Source organism: Myxococcus dinghuensis (genome assembly GCF_024198235.1).
Taxonomy (GTDB): Bacteria; Myxococcota; Myxococcia; order Myxococcales; family Myxococcaceae; genus Myxococcus; species Myxococcus dinghuensis.
Map to the genome: position 1 here is coordinate 155,622 of NZ_JAKCFB010000005.1, position 20,378 is coordinate 175,999.

19 protein-coding genes and 1 tRNA gene are annotated in these 20,378 nt (G+C 71.0%); 10 read left to right on the forward strand and 10 right to left on the reverse strand.

What is annotated here, in order from left to right; genetic code table 11:
* Window positions 1-134: 134 nt before the first annotated feature.
* Both LZ198_RS09600 and LZ198_RS09605 read right to left on the reverse strand, forming a co-directional pair.
* Window positions 135-458 (reverse strand): hypothetical protein, encoded by a 324-nt coding sequence (locus LZ198_RS09600; protein ID WP_253971599.1) that lies wholly within the window; start codon window positions 456-458, stop codon window positions 135-137.
* A 234-nt stretch (window positions 459-692) separates the two neighbouring features.
* Window positions 693-857 carry a hypothetical protein gene (locus LZ198_RS09605; RefSeq protein ID WP_253971600.1) on the reverse strand — a complete coding sequence of 55 codons (165 nt, stop codon included), beginning with the start codon at window positions 855-857 and terminating at the stop codon, window positions 693-695.
* A gap of 577 nt (window positions 858-1,434) precedes the next feature.
* Between LZ198_RS09605 and LZ198_RS09610 the strand changes: the two genes are divergently transcribed.
* On the forward strand, window positions 1,435-3,618 hold the full coding sequence (locus tag LZ198_RS09610) for a (Fe-S)-binding protein (RefSeq protein WP_253971601.1): 2,184 nt from the start codon (window positions 1,435-1,437) through the stop codon (window positions 3,616-3,618).
* Window positions 3,619-3,733: 115 nt separating this feature from the next.
* On the opposite strand, the gene LZ198_RS09615 is transcribed toward LZ198_RS09610, so the two are convergent.
* The 6 genes from LZ198_RS09615 to LZ198_RS09640 all read right to left on the reverse strand — a co-directional run bounded on the left by LZ198_RS09615 (window position 3,734) and on the right by LZ198_RS09640 (window position 7,781).
* Window positions 3,734-4,201: an ankyrin repeat domain-containing protein gene (locus LZ198_RS09615; RefSeq protein WP_253971602.1), complete on the reverse strand. Its 468-nt coding sequence runs from the start codon at window positions 4,199-4,201 to the stop codon at window positions 3,734-3,736.
* 59 nt (window positions 4,202-4,260) lie between these two features.
* Window positions 4,261-5,190: a TolB-like translocation protein gene (locus LZ198_RS09620; protein ID WP_253971603.1), complete on the reverse strand. Its 930-nt coding sequence runs from the start codon at window positions 5,188-5,190 to the stop codon at window positions 4,261-4,263.
* Window positions 5,191-5,332: 142 nt separating this feature from the next.
* Complete coding sequence (locus LZ198_RS09625; RefSeq protein ID WP_253971604.1) at window positions 5,333-5,860, reverse strand: non-proteolytic archaemetzincin-like protein; 528 nt, start codon at window positions 5,858-5,860, stop codon at window positions 5,333-5,335.
* 66 nt (window positions 5,861-5,926) lie between these two features.
* Window positions 5,927-6,000, reverse strand: a tRNA-Gln gene (locus LZ198_RS09630).
* A 233-nt stretch (window positions 6,001-6,233) separates the two neighbouring features.
* Window positions 6,234-7,256 carry an RtcB family protein gene (locus tag LZ198_RS09635; protein WP_253971605.1) on the reverse strand — a complete coding sequence of 341 codons (1,023 nt, stop codon included), beginning with the start codon at window positions 7,254-7,256 and terminating at the stop codon, window positions 6,234-6,236.
* Between the two features lie 132 nt (window positions 7,257-7,388).
* Window positions 7,389-7,781 carry a ribosome-binding factor A gene (locus tag LZ198_RS09640; protein WP_253971606.1) on the reverse strand — a complete coding sequence of 131 codons (393 nt, stop codon included), beginning with the start codon at window positions 7,779-7,781 and terminating at the stop codon, window positions 7,389-7,391.
* Between the two features lie 604 nt (window positions 7,782-8,385).
* Between LZ198_RS09640 and LZ198_RS09645 the strand changes: the two genes are divergently transcribed.
* The 9 genes from LZ198_RS09645 (at window position 8,386) to LZ198_RS09685 (ending at window position 19,093) form a co-directional block, all read left to right on the forward strand.
* Window positions 8,386-9,777 carry a dihydrolipoyl dehydrogenase family protein gene (locus LZ198_RS09645; protein ID WP_253971607.1) on the forward strand — a complete coding sequence of 464 codons (1,392 nt, stop codon included), beginning with the start codon at window positions 8,386-8,388 and terminating at the stop codon, window positions 9,775-9,777.
* Window positions 9,778-9,848: 71 nt separating this feature from the next.
* Entirely contained in the window at window positions 9,849-10,274 is a 426-nt protein-coding gene (locus LZ198_RS09650) for a hypothetical protein (RefSeq protein ID WP_253971608.1), read from the forward strand.
* 306 nt (window positions 10,275-10,580) lie between these two features.
* Window positions 10,581-11,837 carry a glycosyltransferase family 87 protein gene (locus tag LZ198_RS09655; RefSeq protein ID WP_253971609.1) on the forward strand — a complete coding sequence of 419 codons (1,257 nt, stop codon included), beginning with the start codon at window positions 10,581-10,583 and terminating at the stop codon, window positions 11,835-11,837.
* Window positions 11,838-11,919: 82 nt separating this feature from the next.
* Window positions 11,920-12,696, forward strand: a complete 777-nt coding sequence (locus LZ198_RS09660; RefSeq protein ID WP_253971610.1) for an energy transducer TonB — start codon at window positions 11,920-11,922, stop codon at window positions 12,694-12,696.
* A 42-nt stretch (window positions 12,697-12,738) separates the two neighbouring features.
* A complete protein-coding gene (locus LZ198_RS09665; protein WP_253971611.1) occupies window positions 12,739-13,491 on the forward strand; it encodes a MotA/TolQ/ExbB proton channel family protein in 753 nt (250 codons plus the stop codon).
* A complete protein-coding gene (locus LZ198_RS09670) occupies window positions 13,475-13,882 on the forward strand; it encodes an ExbD/TolR family protein (protein ID WP_253971612.1) in 408 nt (135 codons plus the stop codon). The genes LZ198_RS09665 and LZ198_RS09670 overlap by 17 nt, the downstream gene beginning before the upstream one ends.
* Before the next feature lie 9 nt (window positions 13,883-13,891).
* Window positions 13,892-14,320, forward strand: a complete 429-nt coding sequence (locus LZ198_RS09675; RefSeq protein WP_253971613.1) for an ExbD/TolR family protein — start codon at window positions 13,892-13,894, stop codon at window positions 14,318-14,320.
* Between the two features lie 75 nt (window positions 14,321-14,395).
* Window positions 14,396-17,680 carry a TonB-dependent receptor domain-containing protein gene (locus LZ198_RS09680; RefSeq protein WP_253971614.1) on the forward strand — a complete coding sequence of 1,095 codons (3,285 nt, stop codon included), beginning with the start codon at window positions 14,396-14,398 and terminating at the stop codon, window positions 17,678-17,680.
* A 33-nt stretch (window positions 17,681-17,713) separates the two neighbouring features.
* On the forward strand, window positions 17,714-19,093 hold the full coding sequence (locus LZ198_RS09685; protein ID WP_253971615.1) for a hypothetical protein: 1,380 nt from the start codon (window positions 17,714-17,716) through the stop codon (window positions 19,091-19,093).
* A 143-nt stretch (window positions 19,094-19,236) separates the two neighbouring features.
* On the opposite strand, the gene LZ198_RS09690 is transcribed toward LZ198_RS09685, so the two are convergent.
* Together LZ198_RS09690 and LZ198_RS09695 are read right to left on the reverse strand one after the other, a co-directional pair.
* Window positions 19,237-19,551, reverse strand: a complete 315-nt coding sequence (locus LZ198_RS09690) for a Fic family protein (RefSeq protein WP_253971616.1) — start codon at window positions 19,549-19,551, stop codon at window positions 19,237-19,239.
* Window positions 19,552-19,826: 275 nt separating this feature from the next.
* Entirely contained in the window at window positions 19,827-20,345 is a 519-nt protein-coding gene (locus tag LZ198_RS09695) for a hypothetical protein (RefSeq protein ID WP_253971617.1), read from the reverse strand.
* Window positions 20,346-20,378 lie beyond the last annotated feature (33 nt).

Here is a 20,378-nt window from a genome sequence, read left to right on the forward strand (position 1 = left end):
GGTCACAACGACAGGGCGCGCGGGCTCGGGGGAGTGCCTCTGCGACGAGGATGTCGGCACTCCCGCCCCGGAAGCAAGAGGGGACTCCCACACCGAGCCCTCACGGTCGAGGGGCACCCACACGCCGCTCGGCGTCAGCGGACCGCGCCACAGGCCGCGCAGTGCCGGGCCTCGGGCGTGCGCAGCGGCTTGCCGCACGCCGCGCAGGGCGGGCCGTACAAACTCAGCCGGTGAGGCATCACCGCGTTCGCGTTCGTCTCCGCGAAGCCCGTCAACCGCGTGTACGCCTCGCACACGGGCGCGAACAGCGCCTCCAGGCCCTCCACGGGGACGTCACCGTGCCTCGACGCCCCGAGCCCGAGCCTGGCGCCCACATGCAGCGCCCACACCGGCTCGAACTCCTCCTCGTCGAGCATCGGGACATCCGACTGGCAGCGCCAGCACCCGCGCACCTCCATCCCACCCTCCACGCACGAGCCCGGACACGGGGCTCCCAGGATGGGCCGCGCGGGCGCGAGCGCCGACGTGCTTCACGAGGAGGGGATGACACGCGCCACCTGGACGCGACGTCCAGAGGCGAAAGGCCTGCCCGGGAGCCACCCACCTGGGGGCCACCACACGGGCGGGATGACGACGACTTCAAGGACCTCGAACGAGGCCCCCGCGCTTCCACGGGCCGCGGGGGCAGCCCATCAATCCACGCCGCTCCAGCCGCCCCAGGACTCCTCGGAGTAGTTCCACATGCGGCCGCCGGGAGAGCCCTCCACGGGAATCACCGACTCGCACTCGCCATCCTCCGCGAGGTCCACATACGGCAGCCCCTCATCGTCCATGTACGTGGTGTCATCGTGAACCATGTCCGGCTCCTCACGGGCGCTCCGACGGGTGGAGGGTGGACGGCCTCGCGGCTCGCCTCTCTCCTGGGCGCCCCCTGTTCGGTCACCGTGGGCCCGCCCCATGCGAAGCCCCGTCCTCAGTCGTTGACCGATTTACGAACCATGGTGCCCATGCTGCCTCGCGTTGTAAAGCCCTTGGGACGTCAAAGTCTCGTTCACCCTGGGCCCCCTTCGCTCCCCTGTCCGCCAGGACACACGATTCCAAGTCTTTTCAGTCACTTGGGAATGCGTCCACTGACCGACAACCTGCGAGGCCGTCGTACAAGGTAGGGCCGACCGCCGCCGGATGGAACCTCACACCGGTCAACACCGGTGCATTTTCAACCCCGCACGGGAATGGGGTTCGTGCAGTAAATCTGTGTATCGCGAGCATTCCCATGCAGGAGGGCGCGGGTCCGTGCTTCACTCGCGGACACCGCGACGGCTCGGCGCTTGATTCGAGAATCACCCCTGTTAGGGTGGACGCACACTCAAGCTTTGCCGCGTCGCGGCAACGGGCGCCTTCCGCCGCGTACCCACAGAGGTCCCCCGAGTCCCAATGAGTCCCATCATCACCGGCCTATTGCTCGCCATCGCCATCCCCATCTTCGTCATGACCATGTCCGGTCGCGTGGGCGTGTTGCTCGCGATGAAGAAGGAGAACCGGCTCGACCAAATCCCGCTGCGCATCACGCGGCTCGTGCGCTTCGGGCTCGGGCAGAGGCGCATGGTGGATCCGGAGGAGTTCACGCCGGGGTTGATGCACGTGCTCATCTTCGCGGCGTTCCTGGTGCTGCAGTTGCGCACCCTCATGATGTTCGCGATGGGCTTCTCCACGGGCGCGCTGGAGCTCTTCACGGACCTGAGCCATCCGTTCTGGCTCGACCAGCCGGCGCTCTCGGGGCTGTACCGCGTCTACCTGCTGATCAAGGACGTGGTGGCGGCGCTGGCGGTGATGGCCTGCGGCTACTACGTGTGGACGCGCTGGAAGGTGAAGCCGGACCGCATGACGCAGTCCTGGGAGGCGTACCTCATCCTGGGCTTCATCTCCGGCTTGATGATTTCGGAGTTCATGTTCGGCGGCAGCCACATGGTGGCCGCGCGCGTGGCGCAGGCGTCCACGGCGCCCTCGCTGGTGTGGTGGGAGCCGTTCACCAGCCTGGTGGGCATGGCGATGATGCCCCTGGGCGCCACGGCGGCGCACGTGCTGGGCACGGCGGGCTTCTGGATCCACCTCACCATCGTCCTGGCGTTCCTGAACTTCCTGCCCATCGGCAAGCACTTCCACATCATCACCGGCCTGCCCAACGTCTTCTTCCAGCGCACCCACTCCACCGGCAAGCTGTCCACGCCGAACCTGGAGAAGGAGGAGTTCGGCGCGGCGACGGTGAAGGACCTGACGTGGAAGCAGGGCCTGGACCTGTACTCCTGCACCGAGTGCGGCCGCTGCCAGACGCACTGCCCCACGTACATCACCGGCAAGCCGCTCACGCACAAGGCCGTCAACCAGGACCTGAAGCACTGGCTCTGGGACAACGAGCAGTGGGTGGAGGAGGGCTACGGCCCCAACCACGTGAAGGAGGGGCTGCCGGAAATCGTGGGCACCGCGCTGAAGTCCGAGACGGTGTGGGCCTGTACGAGCTGCGGCTGGTGCGAGCAGGCGTGTCCGGTGTTCATCGAGAACGTCCCGCGCCTCATCGACATGCGCCGCTACCAGGTGCAGGTGAAGGCGGACTTCCCGCCTGAAATCCAGCGCGTGTTCGAGGGCATCGAGCGCCAGGGCAACCCCTGGGGCCTGGGCCAGGACCGGCGCGACGAGTGGGCGGAGGACCTGGCGCTGCCCACGTGGGGCGACGAGGGCGGCCCGTACGAGTACCTCTTCTTCGTGGGCTGCGCGGGCAGCTACGACGACAAGCAGAAGAAGGTCAGCCGCTCGCTGGTGAAGATCATGCGCGAGGCGGGTGTGAGCTTCGCGACGCTGTCGAAGCAGGAGATGTGCAACGGCGACTCCGCGCGCCGCATGGGCAACGAGTACCTGTACCAGACGATGGCGAAGACGAACGTCGAGTCGTGGAACTCGATGGGCGTGAAGGCCGTCATCACCCAGTGCCCGCACTGCTTCAACACCATCAAGAACGAGTACCCGGAGTTCGGCGGTGAGTACCGGGTCATCAACCACACGGAGCTCATCAACGAGCTGCTGCGCGAGAAGCGCATCAAGCTGTCCCAGGTGATGAACACCAAGCTCACCTACCACGACCCCTGCTACCTGGGCCGGCACAACGGCGTGTACGACGCGCCCCGCGAAGTGCTCAAGGCCATCCCCGGGCTGGAGGTGGTGGAGATGCAGCGCAGCAAGCGCGAGGGCTTCTGCTGCGGCGCCGGTGGCGGCCGGATGTGGATGGAAGAGCACATCGGCACGCGCATCAACCACAACCGCCTCAACGAGGCGGCGCTCACGCTCAAGCACGCCGAGGACCCGTCCACGCCGTTCCCCGACGCCGCGGACAAGAAGAAGCCGGGCCAGGTGGGCGACTACAAGGAGAAGGGCGGCACGGGCGTCGTCGCGGTGGCCTGCCCCTTCTGCTCCACGATGCTCAAGGACGCGGTCAACGACACCGGCCGCGAGGAGAACATCAAGGTCAAGGACATCACCGAGCTGGTGGCCGACGCGCTGGAGACGCGCAGTGGCGCCGCCGGTGGCGTGGCGCCCGGCACGACGCTGAGCGCCAAGCCGGAGTAGGCACGGGACACGGGGCGGGCCTTCCGGGCCCGCGCCCCTGACGACACACGACGAGGCCCGGCGGCTTCCCTCTCGGGGAGCCCCGGGCCTTCGTCGTTCCAGGAAGAGACGACCGTCAGGGCTTGCGCTGCTTCTCCGAGCGCAGCATCCGCTCCAGCCGCTTCGTGGGCCCGTCGTCACCCAGCTTGCCGGCCACGTACGCGCCGGCCGAGGCGAGCTTGCGGCTGAAGCCCTCCGGCGGGGTCGCGGGGTCGGGCCGGAGGTCCGTCAGGCCCACGCCGGCCAGCAGCGTGCCGGCCAGGTCCCGCTCGTCGTCGGAGGCGTGCGGCAGGAGCACCTCGCACACCGCCCGGTGCCCGTGCGCGGCGGCCATGATGAAGCCCGTCTCACCCACCGCGTCGGTCAGCTCCGGGTCGGCGCCCGCCGCCAGCAGCGCCCGCACCAGGTCCACGCGGCCGTGGCGCGCCGCCAGCATCAGCGGCGTGCGGTTCTCGTCGTCGAAGGGGTTGGGGTCCGCCCCCGCGGCGAGCTGGGACTCCAGGGAGTCGCGGTCACCCGCGAGCACGGCATCGAAGAGGGACATCACCACCTCCAGCGCCCCAGCATGGCGCCCCGGGACACGGGACGCCAGCGAGGGTCGGACTACAGGGGGCCGTACGAGGGCTCGAGCGCGCTGGGCACGGCGAGCGTCACGGAGTTCGACGGCTGGAGCGCCACGGTGGACCGGTAGATGCCCGGGTCGCCGCCGCTGGTGTCCACGAAGAGGAAGCCCACCTGGTCCGAGCGCGTCCACGTGGGCCACGTCTCCTGGGCGTTGGCGCTGCCGAAGTTCGTCACGCGCCGGGGATTGCCCATGCGCCCCGCCGTCAGCTCCGCCACGTAGACGCGCGTGTTGCCGGATGCGCCGCGGCCATCGAAGGCCACCTGGGCGCCGCTCGGGGACGCCACGACGCGGTTGACCACCGCCAGCACCTCGTTGCCCAGCAGCGAGTAGATGATGGCGCCGCCGTTCAGCGGCACGTAGGCCACCTGGCTGGAGCCCAACCCGTTGTTGGCCAGCGCCACCACCGCGCCCCCATCCGGCAGGGCGGACGGCGCCGAGTACGCGTAGCCCCCGTTGGGCGTCAGCTCCTGGAAGCCGCTGCCATCCGTGTTCACCCGCCCCAGCGTCGACAGCGAGCTGCCGTTCTTCGAGAAGGAGAACACCACGCTGCGCCCGTCCGGGCTGAACGTGGGCGAGCGGAAGTCGAAGCAGCCCTGGATGCAGACCGGGTCGTTGGCGCTCAAGAGCGTGGCCACCGCCCCGCCCGTGGAGGGCACCGTGCGCAGCGCGGTGCTCGCCCCGGCGCGCTGCACGAAGACGATGCTGCGCCCGTCGCGCGACACGGCCGGCGTGTACACCCCACCCACCGAGGTCAACCGCTGGGGGCTGTTGGGGTCACCCGCGTCATCCACCACGTAGACGTTGCGGTCGCTCTCCCGCACGAAGGCGAAGCCCCGGGTGAACGCCACCGTCCCGCCGCCACCGCCACCACCGTCATCCAGGGGCTCGCAGCCACCCAAGAGCCCCACCGCGAGAACTCCCCCGAGGAAAAACCGAATACCCGTCTTCACAGTCGCTCCGCGTCCCGGCCTGGTTGAAGCCCCGTACTAGAGGGCGCGCCGGGTCGGTCGTCAACGCATGGAGCGGCAGGCAGGCAGGCGAAGGGGCCGCTCAGCGGTTGAGCTTGTGGAGCTCGTTGCGGCACTGGTTGCAGAGCGAGAGCTGCTTGCGGTCGCAGTCCTGCGGGGACTGCGCGAAGAACATCACGCAGCGGGGGTCCTCGCAGTAGGACAGGCCGAGCAGGTGCCCCGTCTGGTGGACCACCTCCACCTGCACGCGCCGCCGCAGGTGGTCGCCGTCCGCGCCCTGGCGGAGGCGGGAGATGCTCACCACGGCGGTGCGCGACTCGCGGTCCGCCTCGCCGAAGACGAAGGGCGAGTCCGGGACGAAGAGGTCCACGTCGGTGAGCCCCAGCACGAGCTGCTGCCCCGGCTCCATCATCGGCGTCAGCCGCCGCATGATGGCGTTGCAGTGGTACTGGGAGCGGTCCTTGTTGAAGGCGTAGGCCGGCGTCGGAAGCGCGGCTTTCGCCACCACCGAGGCAGTGCCCATGTGCGCAGCCACCGGGTCCTGCAGGTCTTTCAACAGGGAGGCCGTCGGGCTACCCACGGAGACCAGCAGGAGCGTCTTCTGCGGCATCGGGCCACCGTCCTTCATGCACGCGGACGGACGCGCTGACTACGACCGCGTCCCCCCGGAGCGGAGTGGCTGGGGCGCAAGGATTCGAACCTTGATACTCAGAGTCAAAGTCTGATGTCCTGCCATTAGACGACGCCCCAGCAGGTTCGCACGTGTACTTCTGGCGGCCGATTCTACGGCATCTGGACGGGCTCGGGAACCCACCCTGACGCATGTCGGAGCTACCGCGCCTCGCGGTGGGGATCAACCCAGGAAAGCACCGGTACCGGACAGGTGTCCGCGCGCAGGATTCCACCTGGAGTGAAGGCATCCCGCCCGCGCGTATTGGAGCCGAGGCCCGGGGGGCGGTGCCCCCGGGCCATGGCGTGGAGCGTCAGCCCTTGAGGACGGCGAGTGGCGTCAGCCGCAACCGGGGCGCGACGAGGTCCGCCTCGTCCTCGAGCACCTCGGCGATGTCGCGGTAGGCGGCGGGCGCCTCCTCCACGAGCGAGGCCGCGCGGCCCGCGTCGAACACCACGCGGCGCAGGGCGTGGGCCAGCGCGTCCGGGCGGATGCGCTCGCGGGCCTCGCGGCGGGTGAGGACGCGCCCCGCGCCGTGGGAGCAGGAGCGGAACGCCCGCGCTTCACCGAGCCCCTCGACGACGTAGGAGGCGGTGCCCATGGAGCCGGGGACGAGGCCCCGCTCGCCCCGCTCCAGCCCCACCGCGCCCTTGCGGTGGACCCACAGCGGCCGGCCGAAGTGGACCTCACGCGAGACGTGGTTGTGGTGGACGTCCACGGTGTCCGCGTCCTCCGGCGCCACGCCCAGCGCCTCCGCCACGAGGGCCACCGCCCGCGCGGCCAGCACGTCGCGGTTCGCCCGGGCGAAGTGGCAGGCGAGCGCCACGTCCGCGAGGCACGCGGCGCCCTCCGGCGTGCGCACGTCGAGCCCCGGCAGGCTCCCCACGCCGAGCGTCGCGGCCACGCGCAGGTGGTGGTCGGCGATGGCGGCCCCCACGCCCCGCGAGCCGGTGTGCAGCAGCAGCCACAGGTCCCCGCCCGCGTCGCGGTCCAGCTCGAGGAAGTGGTTGCCGCCCCCGAGCGTGCCCAGGTGCCTGGGCGCCAGCCGCTCCCAGGCGCGGGCCAGCTTCTGGGTGGACAGGGCGGGCGACTCCAGCTCCGGAGGGAGGGGCAGCCCCGCGCCGCGGTGTACGGCGTCGCCCACGGGCACCCCCCGGGCCAGCCGCGTGAGCAGCCGCTCCAGCACGTCCCTCCCGAGCGACGCGGCGGGGAACGGGAAGTGGTGCGCGCTCACGCCGCAGCCCAGGTCCCCGCCCAGCGCGCCGGGGACGACGTGGTGCTCGGTGGCGAAGACGGTGCCCACCGCGATGCCCTGGGCGACGTGGAGGTCCGGCATGGCGGCCACGTGCTCGACGACATAGGGCTGGGCGGCGGATGTGGCGCAGCTGCTCCTCCGCGCCGGGCGGCAGGACGCGCGCCCACACGAGGATGGGCACCGCGCCCGGGTCGGGTTCGAGCCGACGCGCGCTCATCGTCCACCCCCTTCCGGGTCCTCACCCTCCGACGCGGCGTCGGGGGGCGGCGGGAGCGACTCGCGCGGGGGTTCGGAGACGCCGATGTAGACGAAGCGCAACTGCGGCACCCGCTTGAGGTCGAGGTGCTCGGCCAGCCGCGAGCGCAGGTAGCCGCAGGCCCGGTCCAGCGCCTGCCGCGCCGCGTGTGTCCCGGCGGCCTCCGCCTCCGGGGTGAGGGTGTAGCCGATGCGCACCAGGCGGCCATCCGGCGTCAGCGCCAGGGACGTGAGCGAGACACCTTCGAGCCGGGGGTCGGCCAGCTCGCTCCGGAAGAGCAGGTCGATCTCCTGGGAGAGGGAGGACTGCACGCGCAGGTGACGCGCGTTGGGACTGTCGGAAGGGGACAACGAGAACGACGACGTGGCGGCGTCACGGCGACGCGACGCGCGGGAACGGCGATTCCTGGAAGAAGACATGCGTGGACGAACGGCTCTCAGCAGGTCGCGCGGGGGCCGTCGTCCCTCGGGAGTCACGACTCCCGGAGGCGACACGCGCCACGCGACGACCGGAATGCACGGCAAACCGCTCCGCGCTCACCGCGGTCCACGACAGGAACGAGCCCGCTCCCCTCCACCCGACCCGAGGGCCGGGGAGGGAGGCGCTCACCCGAGGAGGAACCGGGGCGATGCGAAGCGACCCGAGACACCGTTGGATACAGTCCCCATGGCACACCTCCCGCCGCGCCGCGCGTCGGCACGGGCCGTCATCCCCCGCGCATCCTGGCACGGGCGGAGCCCCGACGCATCCGCCCTCGCGGTCCTGACGGGCGCGTCCCTCCAGACAATGCGTCCGTCGGATGGAGGACAGCGAATCGCGCCCGCACGCCCCCGGAATTCGCGGCGATGTTCGGTGGGCGCCACCCCCTGTTTCCACCATCCGACGAGGAGCCTCCGGCGGGATTGGCCGTGACGACTGTCCCTGCGTACGCAGCGGAGAACGAGGAACGCGCGCATGGCGGAAGGCTTCGACGTGGTGGTGCTGGGCGGAGGGCCCTCGGGCGAGAACGCGGCGGCGAGGGCCGCGGCGGCCGGGCTGTCCGTCGCGCTGGTGGAGCACGAGCTGCTCGGGGGCGAGTGCTCCTACTGGGCCTGCGTCCCGAGCAAGGCGCTCTTGCGGCCGGGCGAGGCGCTGTGGCTCGCGAAGCACACGCCCGGCGCGCGGGAGGCCCTCAAGGGGCCGCTCGTCGCCAGCGCGGTGCTCCAGCACCGCGACGCCATGGTCGGCTACTACAACGACGCGTCACAGGAGAAGTGGGCCGAGGGCGCGAAGCTCACCGTGGTGCGCGGCCACGGCAAGCTGGCCGGCCCGCGCAAGGTGCGCGTGGAGGCGAAGGACGGGAGCGTCCGGGAGCTGGAGGCGCGACGCGCGGTGGTGCTCGCCACGGGCAGCCGGCCGCGCATCCCGGACATCCCGGGGCTGAGGGAGGCGAAGCCCTGGGACAACCGCGAGGGCACCGGCGCGAAGCAGGTGCCCCGGCGCCTGCTGGTGCTCGGCGGTGGCGTGGTGGCGGTGGAGCTGGCGCAGGCCTGGCGCGCGCTCGGCGCGGAGGTGACCCTGGTGGAGCGCGGCAAGGCGCTGCTGGGGCGCTTCGAGCCCTTCGTCGGCGAGCAGGTGGCGCAGGCGCTGCGCGACGACGGCGTGAAGGTGTTGTTCGAATCCGAGGTCGCGAGCGTCAGCCGCCCGGGGGGACAGGGCGAGGCGACGGTGAAGTTGAAGAGCGGCGAGGAGCTGCGCGGGGACGCGCTCCTCGTGGCCATGGGCCGCGTGCCGCGCACGGACGCGCTCGGCGTGGAGACGGTGGGCCTGAAGCCCGGCGCGGTGGTGGAGGTGGACGACCAGCTTCGCGCGAAGGGCGTGGAGGGCGGGTGGCTCTACGCGTGCGGCGACGTGAACGGGCGCAACCTGCTCACGCACATGGGCAAGTACCAGGCGCGGCTGGTGGGCGACGTCATCGCCGGCAAGCAGGTGCGCGCCTGGGCGGACACCAAGGCGACGCCGCAGGTCATCTTCACGCACCCCCAGGTGGCGAGCGTGGGGCTGACGGAGGCGCGGGCCCGGAAGGAGGGGCTGCCCGTGCGCACGGTGCAGTACGAGCTGGGCAAGGTCACCGGCACGTCGCTGCTGGGCAAGGACCTGAAGGGCACCGCGAAGCTCGTCGTGGACGAGAAGCGACGCATCGTCGTGGGCGCCACGTTCACCGGCCCGGAGGTGGGCGAGATGCTGCACGCGGCCACCATCGCCGTCGCGGGAGAGGTGTCGCTCGACACGCTCTGGCACGCCGTGCCCTCGTTCCCCACCATGAGCGAGGTGTGGCTGCGGCTGCTGGAGACCTACGGCCTGTGAGCCGCGCGCGCTGGCCGTACCTCCGGGGACACGGCCCCTAGAGTCGCGGGCCCCGCGCCCCCGGAGCGTCCATGACCGAGCAGTGGCAGAAGCGGCTGCGCACCCGTCGTTGCACGGCCATCGCCGGCCACGAGCTGATCTCGCTCGCGCAGGCGCTGCGCCCGTTCACCTGGGACCAGCGACGGGCCGCCGTCGCCTCCGATGCGCCGGGCTTCGCCGACGCCTTCAACAGGGAGCACCGGCTCGGGATGCGGGTGGAGCCCGGCGGGCTCGCGGCGTCGCTCCTCGTGGACAAGGGCTTGGGCGACCCCCTGCGTCCACCGGTGTTCGACGGACGGACGCTGGCGTACCAGGTCCTCGCCGTCCCGGGGCTCGACGCGCCCGTCCCACCCACGGGGCGCGTGGGCAGGCTGCTCGCCGTGGAGGTCGACGTCGCCGAGGGGAGGGTCCGACACGCGGAGCTCGCACGCTACGTGGAGCCGCCGCGGGCCCGCTGAGCCGCGGGCCGCGCGCGGCACGGGGGGCCCCGCACATCCGGAGACGCCCCGGGCCTCGTCTCGACCCGCACGTGACAGCAGGCGGCCGGGCTCCGAAGGTATCCTCCAGGCCCTCGCGCCACGGAGGGCGTTGCCGGGTGGGCCTCGGGCGTGAAATGGTGAACACCCTCCCCCGCTCCCAGCATCCTCGATGACCGTCGACGCCCCGGGGCCGTTCCGACTCCACGGCCCGCTTCGCCCCTGCCCATCACTCCGAGTGAATGGGCTCCTCCCCGCTCCCAACCACACGGACTGGAGGTTGGCGCCGTGACGTCCTCATCCCAATCGGCCGCCGCGCTGGATGACGCGGCGAGTCCCTCCGACCTCATGAACTCGAAGTGGGCGCGGTGGCTGTGGTGGCTGGTGATGGCGGTGTTGCTGGTGGCCGCCGTCGCGGTGGGCCAGCACCCCCGCCGGGGCGTGGACTTCCGCGTCTACCTCACCGCCGCGGAGCGCTTCCTGGAGGGCACCGACCTCTACCGCCTCTCCGACGGCACCATGCCGTTCAAGTACGCGCCCATCACCGCGCCGCTCTTCCTGCCCTTCAGCTTCCTGCCCGCGCGGCTCGCGGTGGCGCTGTGGAACGTGGGCTCCATCCTCGCGCTGGCCGCGGTGGCCCGCCTCACGCGCCGCGAGCAGCACGGCCCCGGCGAGGCCGCGTCCTGGGACTGGGGACCGCCGCTGGCCACCATCGCGCTGCTGCCCGCCTTCACCTTCGAGCTGTTCTACGGCCAGGTCGACGTCGTGATGCTGCTGCTCGTGGTCGTCGCGGCGCTCGGCGCCGAGCGTGGCCAGGTGTGGCGTCCCGGCGCAGCGTTCGCCATCGCCTTCCTCCTCAAGCCCCCCGCGGCGCTCGTCGGCCTCTTCTTCCTGTGGCGCCGGCACTGGCGCGTCCTCGGCGCCACCGCCGTGTTCGGCGTGCTGCTCACCCTGCCGACACTCGCCCGTTACGGTTGGGCGGGCACGCTCACCCAGTTCCACCTGTGGAGCGAGACGCTCGCCCGCACCACGCCGCCCTGGGTGCTGGCCGGCAACGCGCAGGGGCTCCCCTCGCTGCTGATGTCGCTCTTCTATCCGAGCACCGTCATCCCGCCCTCCTCCGCCATCACCCTGGCGCAGGGGGTCGCCATCGTCCTGTTCCTCGCGGCCGTGGTGTGGGCGCGCCCCGGCCCCGCGGACCTGCTCGCCGTCTGTTGCCTGGGCGTGACGCTCCTGTCACCGCTGGCCTGGCGCGCCAACTTCGTGCTCGCGTGGCCGCTGGTGCGGGCCGCCACGGAGGGGCGCTACCGCCCCAACCTCGCGCTCGTCGGGATGATCGCGCTGGTGGGGACGCTCATCTCCGACACGGGCCTGGGCGAGCTGTCGCGCGACGCGCTGCTGGCGAGGCCCTTCGCGCTCGCGTACGGCGCGCTGTTGATCGCCATGTTGTGGCAGGTCCGGCGCGCGGGTGCGCCTCGCGCGGTGACGCCGGGTGGAGTCCTCGCCCGTCTGCCACGCACCCTGCGTGGCGTCCGAGCGCCGTGACAGTTCCGTCATCCGGCTGGCCTCGAAGTGTCACGGGGGCAGAACACCCCTGAGACATGGCGTCGCTATATGCGGCCCAGCCATGTTCGAAACGTTCGACAGCGCCACCGATGTCAGCTCGGCGCGGCGGTTCGCGCTCTCCACCACGGCCTCGGTCGGGGTGTTCGTCCTCATCGGCGTCGCGGTCGTCTCCGCTGCGGGCAAGGTCCGCGAGGTCATCCAGGAGAAGAAGGGGACGGATGTGGTCTTCCGTCCGCCCCCGCCTCCCGTGGTCGAGGTGAAGCCACCTCCGCCTCCGCCGCCCCCTCCCCCCAAGCCGAAGCTGGCGCCCAAGGCCGCGCCGCCCGCCATCGCCAACACGCCGCCGCCCGCGGCGCCCGTGGTGACGCCGGCGCCCATCGTCGCGCCGTCCACGGTGCCGCTCGACAAGCCGCCCGAGGCGGAGCGGGAGACGGTGGCCGCCGCGCCCATCGCCGTGGGTGGCACGGGCTCGCTGGTCCCCGGCGGCGTGGTGGGTGGCACGGGCGCGGGTGAGGGCCTGGCCGGCGGCGGTGGTGGCCGCGCGGCGCCCATCAACCTCCCGGAGTCGGCCACGCCTCCCGAGCCGCTCGAGTCCAACCTCATCCCCGACTATCCCGCTGACGCGCGCTCCAAGGGATTGGAGGGCATGGTCATCCTCAAGGGTGTCGTCGAGGTGGATGGTCGCGTCACGCAGCTCAAGGTCATGCGTGGCGACGAGCCCTTCGCCAGCGCGGCGCTCACGGCCGTGAAGTCCTGGCGCTTCAAGCCCGCCGTCGTCGAGGGCCGGCCCACCGCCGTGTTCCGCATCTTCAAGGTTCCGTTCCGTCTCAAGTCGTAGGCCGTTCGTCTCACCTGCCCTGCCCCCCAGGAGCTACTCGTCATGAATTTCAATCTTCGGGACATCTACAGCCACATGGGCGTCTTCGCCCTGGGCATCGCCTGGACGCTCATCGCCTTCGCGGTCGCGTCGCTGGCGGTGTTCTTCGAGCGACTGTTCGTCTTCTTCCGCTCGCGCAGCGTGTCCCGCCGCTTCGCCGCGCGCGCCGGGCAGCTGCTCACGCAGCAGCAGCACGAGGAGTTGGTGAAGGAGGCCGAGGCGACCAAGGGCAGCCACCTGGCCGTCCTGCTCGGCGGTGGCATGAAGACCTTCCTCGCCAAGTCCCGCCAGCCGGCCGGCAAGCTGGGCCCGGTCGAGCTGACGCGCCGCGAGCTGGTGCGCATCAACGAGCGCGTCAGCGCCGACGTGCGCCGCGGCATGTCCGTGCTCGCCACGGTGGGCTCGGTGGCGCCGTTCGTCGGTCTGCTCGGCACGGTGGTCGGCATCATCGAGGCCTTCTCCGGCATCGCCAAGGAGGGCTCCGGCGGCCTGGGCGCGGTCTCCGCCGGTATTGCGGAGGCGCTCGTCGTCACGGCCCTGGGCCTGCTCGTCGCCATCCCCGCGGTGCTGATGTTCAACTTCCTGTCCACGCGCGCGGACGCGCTCCAGCTGTCCCTGGACGCGGCCCGCAGCGAGCTGATGGACCACCTGGAGGACATGTCATTAGACAAGCGCTCCGGCGTGAACAACGGCGCCGTCGCCACGGGCCCGGAGACGATGGCCCGCCGGGAGGGGCTCGATGTCCGCCCGGCGTAGCAGCCTCACCCCGGAGATGAACGTGACGCCGCTGGTGGACGTGGTGCTCGTCCTCCTCATCATCTTCATGGTCGTCACGCCGCAGATCGAAGCGGGCGCGGCGGTGGACCTGCCCACCGCGTCGAATCCGGACAAGGAGAACAAGGAGCTGGAGCCCACCACGGTGAGCCTGGCGTCCAACGGGGCGTTCTACCTGGACCGCAAGGAGTTGAAGAAGGACGCGCTCATCGCGGAGCTCAAGGGCCTGCGCGAGAAGAAGCCGGACTCCCCCGTGGTGCTGAAGGCCGACCGGGGCGTCCGCTACTCGGAGGTGCGCAGCCTCTTCAAGAGCATGCAGGACCTGGGCTTCCCCGGCATCAACCTCCAGGTCGTGGACAGGCCGAAGCACTAGGAGCGCGCCATGGCATTCGACCTCGGAGGCGGAAAGAAGGGGCTCAAGCCCTCGATGAACGTCACGCCGCTGGTGGACGTGGTGCTCGTCCTCCTCATCATCTTCATGGTCGTCACCCCGCTGCTCACCAAGCAGATGTGGATGACGGTGCCGGCCAAGAACGACAAGCAGGAGGAGCAGCCGCCACCGCCACCCGACGCGCTACCGCCGGTGGTGCTCACGGTGGACAAGGGCGGCGTGCTGCGCATCAACCGGGAGGAAGTGTCGCGCGACCAGGTGGTGGCGCGGCTGCAGCGCATGCTCAACGCGCGCCCGGACAAGATCGTCTTCTTCGACGCGGGCGACGACGTGCCCTACGGCGCCGCCATGGAAGTGCTGGACATCGCCCGAGGTGGAAACATCACCGTGGGCGTGCTGCCGGACAAGCTCGCGGACTGAAGCTGTCGACCGGCGGCGGGTCGTGACGCCGAGTTTTCGATCCGCCGCCTCAATCGTCACAAGCCATCCATTCCAATGCCATGTGTGTCGCGTTGTTTACGGCGCGACCCGACGGCAAGGAGAGACGTGTTGTCTCGCTCAACCTTCCCGCGCGCCTTCGTGGCTGCGCTCTCACTCATCACCGCGCCCGTGGCACTCGCGACCGCCACGACCGCCGTCGTGTCTCCTCCCTCCGTCCGGCCGACGCAGTCCGTGGCCGCTTCGCCCCGCACGCAGCTCCTCGCCCAGGTCACTCCCGCGGCGCCCGGCGCCGCGCAGACGCAGCCCTCCCCGGGCGTCGCTCCCGCGAACGCCGCGCAGATGCAGGACGCCGCGCAGCCCGCGACGGGCGCCTCGCAGATGCAGGACGCCGCGCAGCCCGCGACGGGCACCGCGCAGACGCAGGACGCCGCGCAGCCCGCGACGGGCGCCGCGCAGACGCAGGACGCCGCGCAGCCCGCGACGGGCGCCGCGCAGATGCAGGACGCCGCGCAGCCCGCGACGGGCACCGCGCAGACGCAGGACGCGCAGCCGGGCGCCGCGCAGCCCTCCGACGCGCAGCCGACCGCCGACGAGGCCGTGGCGGGTGACGCGGCGGCGGACGACGAGGCGCTGATGGCCGAGTCCGCCGCGCCGCCCCCGGGCTTCACCGGCATCTTCGGCAAGGTCGTCGACGAGACGAGCAAGGAAGGCCTCATCGAGGCCACCGTGAAGGTCGTCACCGGCGCGGACAAGCAGGTGCTCACCGACCTGGACGGCCACTACAAGGTCGCGCTGCCGCCCGGGAAGTACGACCTGCGCGTCTTCTACGACGTCTACCAGGGCCGCCGCATCACCGGCGTCGTCGTCACCCAGGGCAAGGCCACCCAGCTCGACGTCGCGCTCAGCGCGGACGTGGGCGCCGTGCAGGAGGTCGTCGTCGAGGCCCGCGCGGACCGCCGCGCCGAGGGCGCCCTCCTCCAGGAGCGCAAGAAGGCCGCCGCCGTCTCCGACGCCATCAGCGCGCAGGAGATCTCCCGCACCCCGGACTCCAGCGCCTCCGACGCCGTCAAGCGCGTGGTCAGCGCCACCGTCGTCGACGGCCGCTACGTCCTCCTGCGCGGCCTGGGCGGCCGCTACAGCACCACGCTCCTCAACGGCGCGCTGCTGCCCAGCCCGGAGCCCGACGAGCCCAGCGTCCCGCTCGACCTGTTCCCCACCTCGCTGCTCGCCAACCTCAACGTGGTGAAGAGCTACACCGCCGACCTCCCCGGCTCCTTCGGCGGCGGCACGCTCCTCATCGAGACCAACACCTACCCGAGCCAGTTCGAGTTCAAGCCGCGCATCACCTTCGGCGGCGACACGCAGACCACCGGCCAGGAGCGCAACGCGCAGCGCGGCGGCGGCGCCCTCGAGTTCCTCGGCTTCCCGGGCGGCAGCCGCAAGCTGCCGGACGCCATCCCCACCGACCACGCGCTCGGCAACGGCAGCGAGTCCCCCGCCGAGCTGGAGTCGCAGTGGGAGAGCTTCCCCAACGTGTGGAAGGCGCGGCAGAAGACGGCGCTGCCCAACATGGGCCTGAGCGCGTCGCTCGGTGACACGCTGCGCTTCGGCAACCAGCGCCTGGGCTACCTGGCCACCGTCAACTACGGCCACAAGGAGTCCGTGCAGGACACGCGCTACACCAAGGCCGCGTTCGACCTGGACGGCACCTTCACCACGTACGACGACGCCCGCGCGAAGCTGGGCGTGGAGACGGCCAACCTCAGCGGCCTGGCCAGCGTGGGCTACCAGCTGGACCGAGACAACGAGCTGACCGTCTTCAGCCTCTTCACGCGCGGCACCGACACGCGCACCACCACCAGCAGCGGCACGGACATGCTGCGCGGCGACCTCTACGAGGGCAGCCGCCTCCAGTTCATCGTCCGCCAGCTCTCCTTCAACCAGGTGCGCGGCTTCCACCGTCTGGGGCTGCTCGGCGACGCGGAGGTGGACTGGCAGGCCAACCTCTCCCGCGTGGACCGCGACGAGCCGGACACGCGCGACACCCTCTACAGCGACAGCCTGGGCTCCCCCGCCGGCGCCGTCTCCTTCCCCAACCAGGCCAACAGCGGCGAGCGCTTCTTCGCCGAGCTGGGTGAGACGTCCACGGGCGGCAGCGTCAACGTCACCGTCCCCTTCACCGACGTGCGCCTCAAGCTGGGCGGCCTGACGCAGTTCTCCTTCCGCGACTTCCGCGCCCGCCGCTTCCGCTTCGGCATCCAGCCGGGCCGCGAGGTGGACCGCTTCCTGCCCCCCGAGCAGCTGTTCAGCGCGGACCTGCTCGGCAACGGCATGCGCGTCACGGAGAGCACCCGCCCGGACTCGGACGCGTACGACGCGTCGCTCAGCGTGTACGCGGGCTACGCGACGGCGGACGTCACGCCCACCGAGCAGCTTCGCCTGGTGGGTGGCATCCGCCTGGAAGGCTCCACCCAGGACCTGACCGCCATCAACCAGTTCACCGGCACCGAGCAGGCCCGCAACAAGGTGGACTACCTGGACTGGCTGCCCACCTTCAACGCCATCTACGCGCTCACGCCGACCGTCAACCTGCGCGCGGGCTACAGCTACACGCTGGCGCGGCCCACCTTCCGCGAGCTGGCGCCCTTCACCTTCTACGACTTCGTGCGCCGCCGGAACATCTCCGGCAACCCGGACCTGAAGCAGACGCGCATCCACAACGCGGACGCCCGCGTGGAGTGGTTCGTGGGCGACAACGAGGTGCTCGCCGCCAGCGCCTTCTACAAGCGCTTCGAGAACCCCATCGAGCGCGTCATCAACTCCGCGGGCGCCGGCGACATGAACTTCGAGAACACGCCCGCCGCGAACACCTACGGCGTGGAGCTGGAGGCGCGCACGTCGCTGGGCCGCATCACCCCCGCGCTCCAGCCGGTGCGCTTGGGCGCCAACCTCACCCTCATCGAGTCCAGCATCGACCTGGGCAACGTGCAGGGCCTGCAGACCAACGCCAGCCGCCCGCTCCAGGGCCAGTCGCCCTACGTGGTCAACGTCAACGTCGGCTACGAGCGCCCGCAGAGCGGCACCGAGGTCGCGCTGCTCTACAACGTGTACGGCCGGCGCATCAGCGAGGTGGGCACCGACAACCTGCCCGACGTCTACGAGCAGCCGTTCCACCGCGTGGACATCGCCGTCACCCAGCAACTGGGCCGCGCCACGCAGCTCAAGCTCACCGCCTCCAACATCCTCGATTCGAAGGTCACCCTCCAGCAGGGCGACGTCACGCTCCTCCAGTACCGGCCGGGTATCGCGTTCTCCGCGGCGCTCGGCCTCTCCCTGTAGTCGTCAGTGCCTCTCTCGAAAGGAAGTCTCTCCATGAAGCGCCTGCTTGCCTCCCTCCTGACCCTGTCCGCCCTCTCCCTGGGGTTCGGCTGCGGCGACGATGATGACAAGCCGACCCCGGTCGATCCCGGCCCCACCGACCCGGAGGGCGAGAAGATCACCGTCAGCGAGAACATCACGGCCGACACCACCTGGAAGGCGGGGAACACGTACACGCTGACGAAGTACATCTTCGTGGAGCGCGGCACGCTCACCATCGAGGCGGGCGCCACCGTCCTGGGTGACCAGGGCAGCGCGCTCATCATCACCCGCAACGCGAAGATCAACGCCGTGGGCACCGCGCAGAAGCCCATCGTCTTCACGTCGTCGCGCGCCGTGGGCTCCCGCGAGTCCGGCAACTGGGGCGGCGTGGTGCTGCTCGGCCGGGCCCGCATCAACGTCTCCGGCGGCGAGACGACCATCGAGGGCTTCTTCGCCTCGAGCGGCAACGACCTGACCAAGTACGGCGGCAGCGACGACACCCACAACTGCGGCACGCTGAAGTACGCGCGCATCGAGTTCGCGGGCTACGAGCTGGCCCCGAACAACGAGCTGAACGGCCTGACCACGGGCGCGTGCGGCAGCACCACGAACATCGACTACGTGCAGGTGCACAAGGGCCTGGACGACGGCATCGAGATGTTCGGCGGCACCGCGCCGCTCACGCACATCCTCATCACCCAGGCGGACGACGACGGCCTGGACTACGACCAGGGCTACAGCGGCAAGGTGCAGTTCCTCATCGTGCAGCAGAGCGCGGCCGTGGGTGACCGTGGCATCGAGGCGTCCAGCCACAAGACGACCGCCACGCAGGAGCCCATCAGCATCCCTGAGATCTGGAACGCGACGTTCATCGGCTCCAACGCGAACCCGGGCGGCAACCCCTCGCAGGAGGGCCTGGTGTTCAACACGGGCGCCGGCGGCAAGCTGCGCAACATCATCGTCGCCTACTTCAAGGACCAGGCGGTGGACGTGGACGGCACCGCCTCCGCGGCGCTCTTCAACGAGCCGGGTGACTCGCGCCTGGCCATCCGCAACACCTTCTTCTGGGACAACGCGAACCTGACGGACACCATCCCCTTCGCGCCGAACCCGAAGGTGGAGAACGGCGTCACCACCGACCCGGACGTCAGCAAGTTCAACGAGGCGGAGAAGATCATCGTCGCCGCCAACGGCGTGAAGGTCGTGGACCCGCAGCTGACGGACGCGCTGAACCTGCTCGCGCCCAACTTCATGCCGAAGACGGGCTCCCCGGCGCTGAACCCGGACAACGCGGCCACGCCTCCGGCGGGCTTCGACACCACCGCCCGCTTCGTGGGCGCGGTGGGCACCACCAACTGGCTGGCCGGCTGGACGGCCTTCCCGGAGAACTAGTCCGACACGGACGTGGATGAAGAACCGGTGCTCCGCGAAGCTGCCCACGCGGAGCACCGGCACCGTGGGCCCGGTCGCGGGCCTCTTCCGGAGGGGGGCTCCGGGGAGGCCCCGCGTCCGGGCCGCGGTTTTTCCGGGGGGCCCTACCCGGACCGGGCCTCTTCGCGTGTCGTCTCGAGGCCTTGTCGCTCGAACAGGGCGAGGTAGGGCTCATGGCGATACAGGCGATTGCGCTTCTGCCCCGTGGTCTCCCGCAGCAGGCCCGCGTCGACCAGTTGCTCGATGACCGAGCTGGCCGTCACGTAGGAGCACCCGAGGAACTCCTCCGTGGCGCGGACCGAGGTCACGGGCCGCGCGAAGAGGAAGTCCAGCAGACGCACCGCCTGCGCGCCCTGCGCGAGCGCATGACGCGACTGCTCGCGCAACTTGAGGATGGCGCGCGGTCGCCGTCGCGTCATGCGCCCCCTCGAGCTTCACGGGCGGAGCGGGTGGCAGGGCGGCGGGGATGAACGCCCGGTCCCCCGAGTGCTGCTGGACATACGTGCCTGCCCGCATCGCCCGCCCCCCAGTCATGGACCACGGAAATAGGCCTCAACGTTACCGGGCACTATTTCGGGCGGAGTCTTGAAATACCGAACCGAAGCGGCGCCAGGTATTTCAGAACCCTTCAATGCCCGACACGGAGGGGTTTCACTGGGAGACAGAGTCCCCTCTCCCAGCGCCCCTCCTCACGCTACGCCGTGGGCAGCACGCCGTTGCCCTCGTGGGCGACGGCCAGGGCCTCGGGGCTGGGGCCCTCGGAGAACAGCGTCGCGCCCGGCGCCGGACGCACCTTCGGCGGACGGCCGCGGCGCTTGGGGGCGTTGTCCTCGTTGCCGTTCGCCGCGACGGGCTCCGACGACACCGCCGCCTCCACCTTCCCGCTCTTGCGCACCGCGCGCGACAGGTGGATGGCGTCCAGCTTCGCGCTCAGCTCCGGGTTCTCCTCGGAGAACACCCGCGCGTACGCCAGCGCCCGCTGGCCCTTCTGCGCCAGCGCGTCCTGGCTCTCCTGCAGCGCCTGACGCGCGGCCTCCAACGCCCCCTGCGCCTTCGCCACCGCCTCCGCCTTCGCCCGCACCTGCGCCGCCGCCTCGTCCAGCACGTCCCCGTTCATGTCCGGGAAGCGCACCTCCGCGAGGTCCGTGGTGAACAGCTCGAGCAGCGCGCGCAGCGCCGGGGAAATGGGGTCGTTCTCGTTCGAGTCGAACATGGCGGGCCTCCTGGCTCCTCGCTTGGTGCCCAC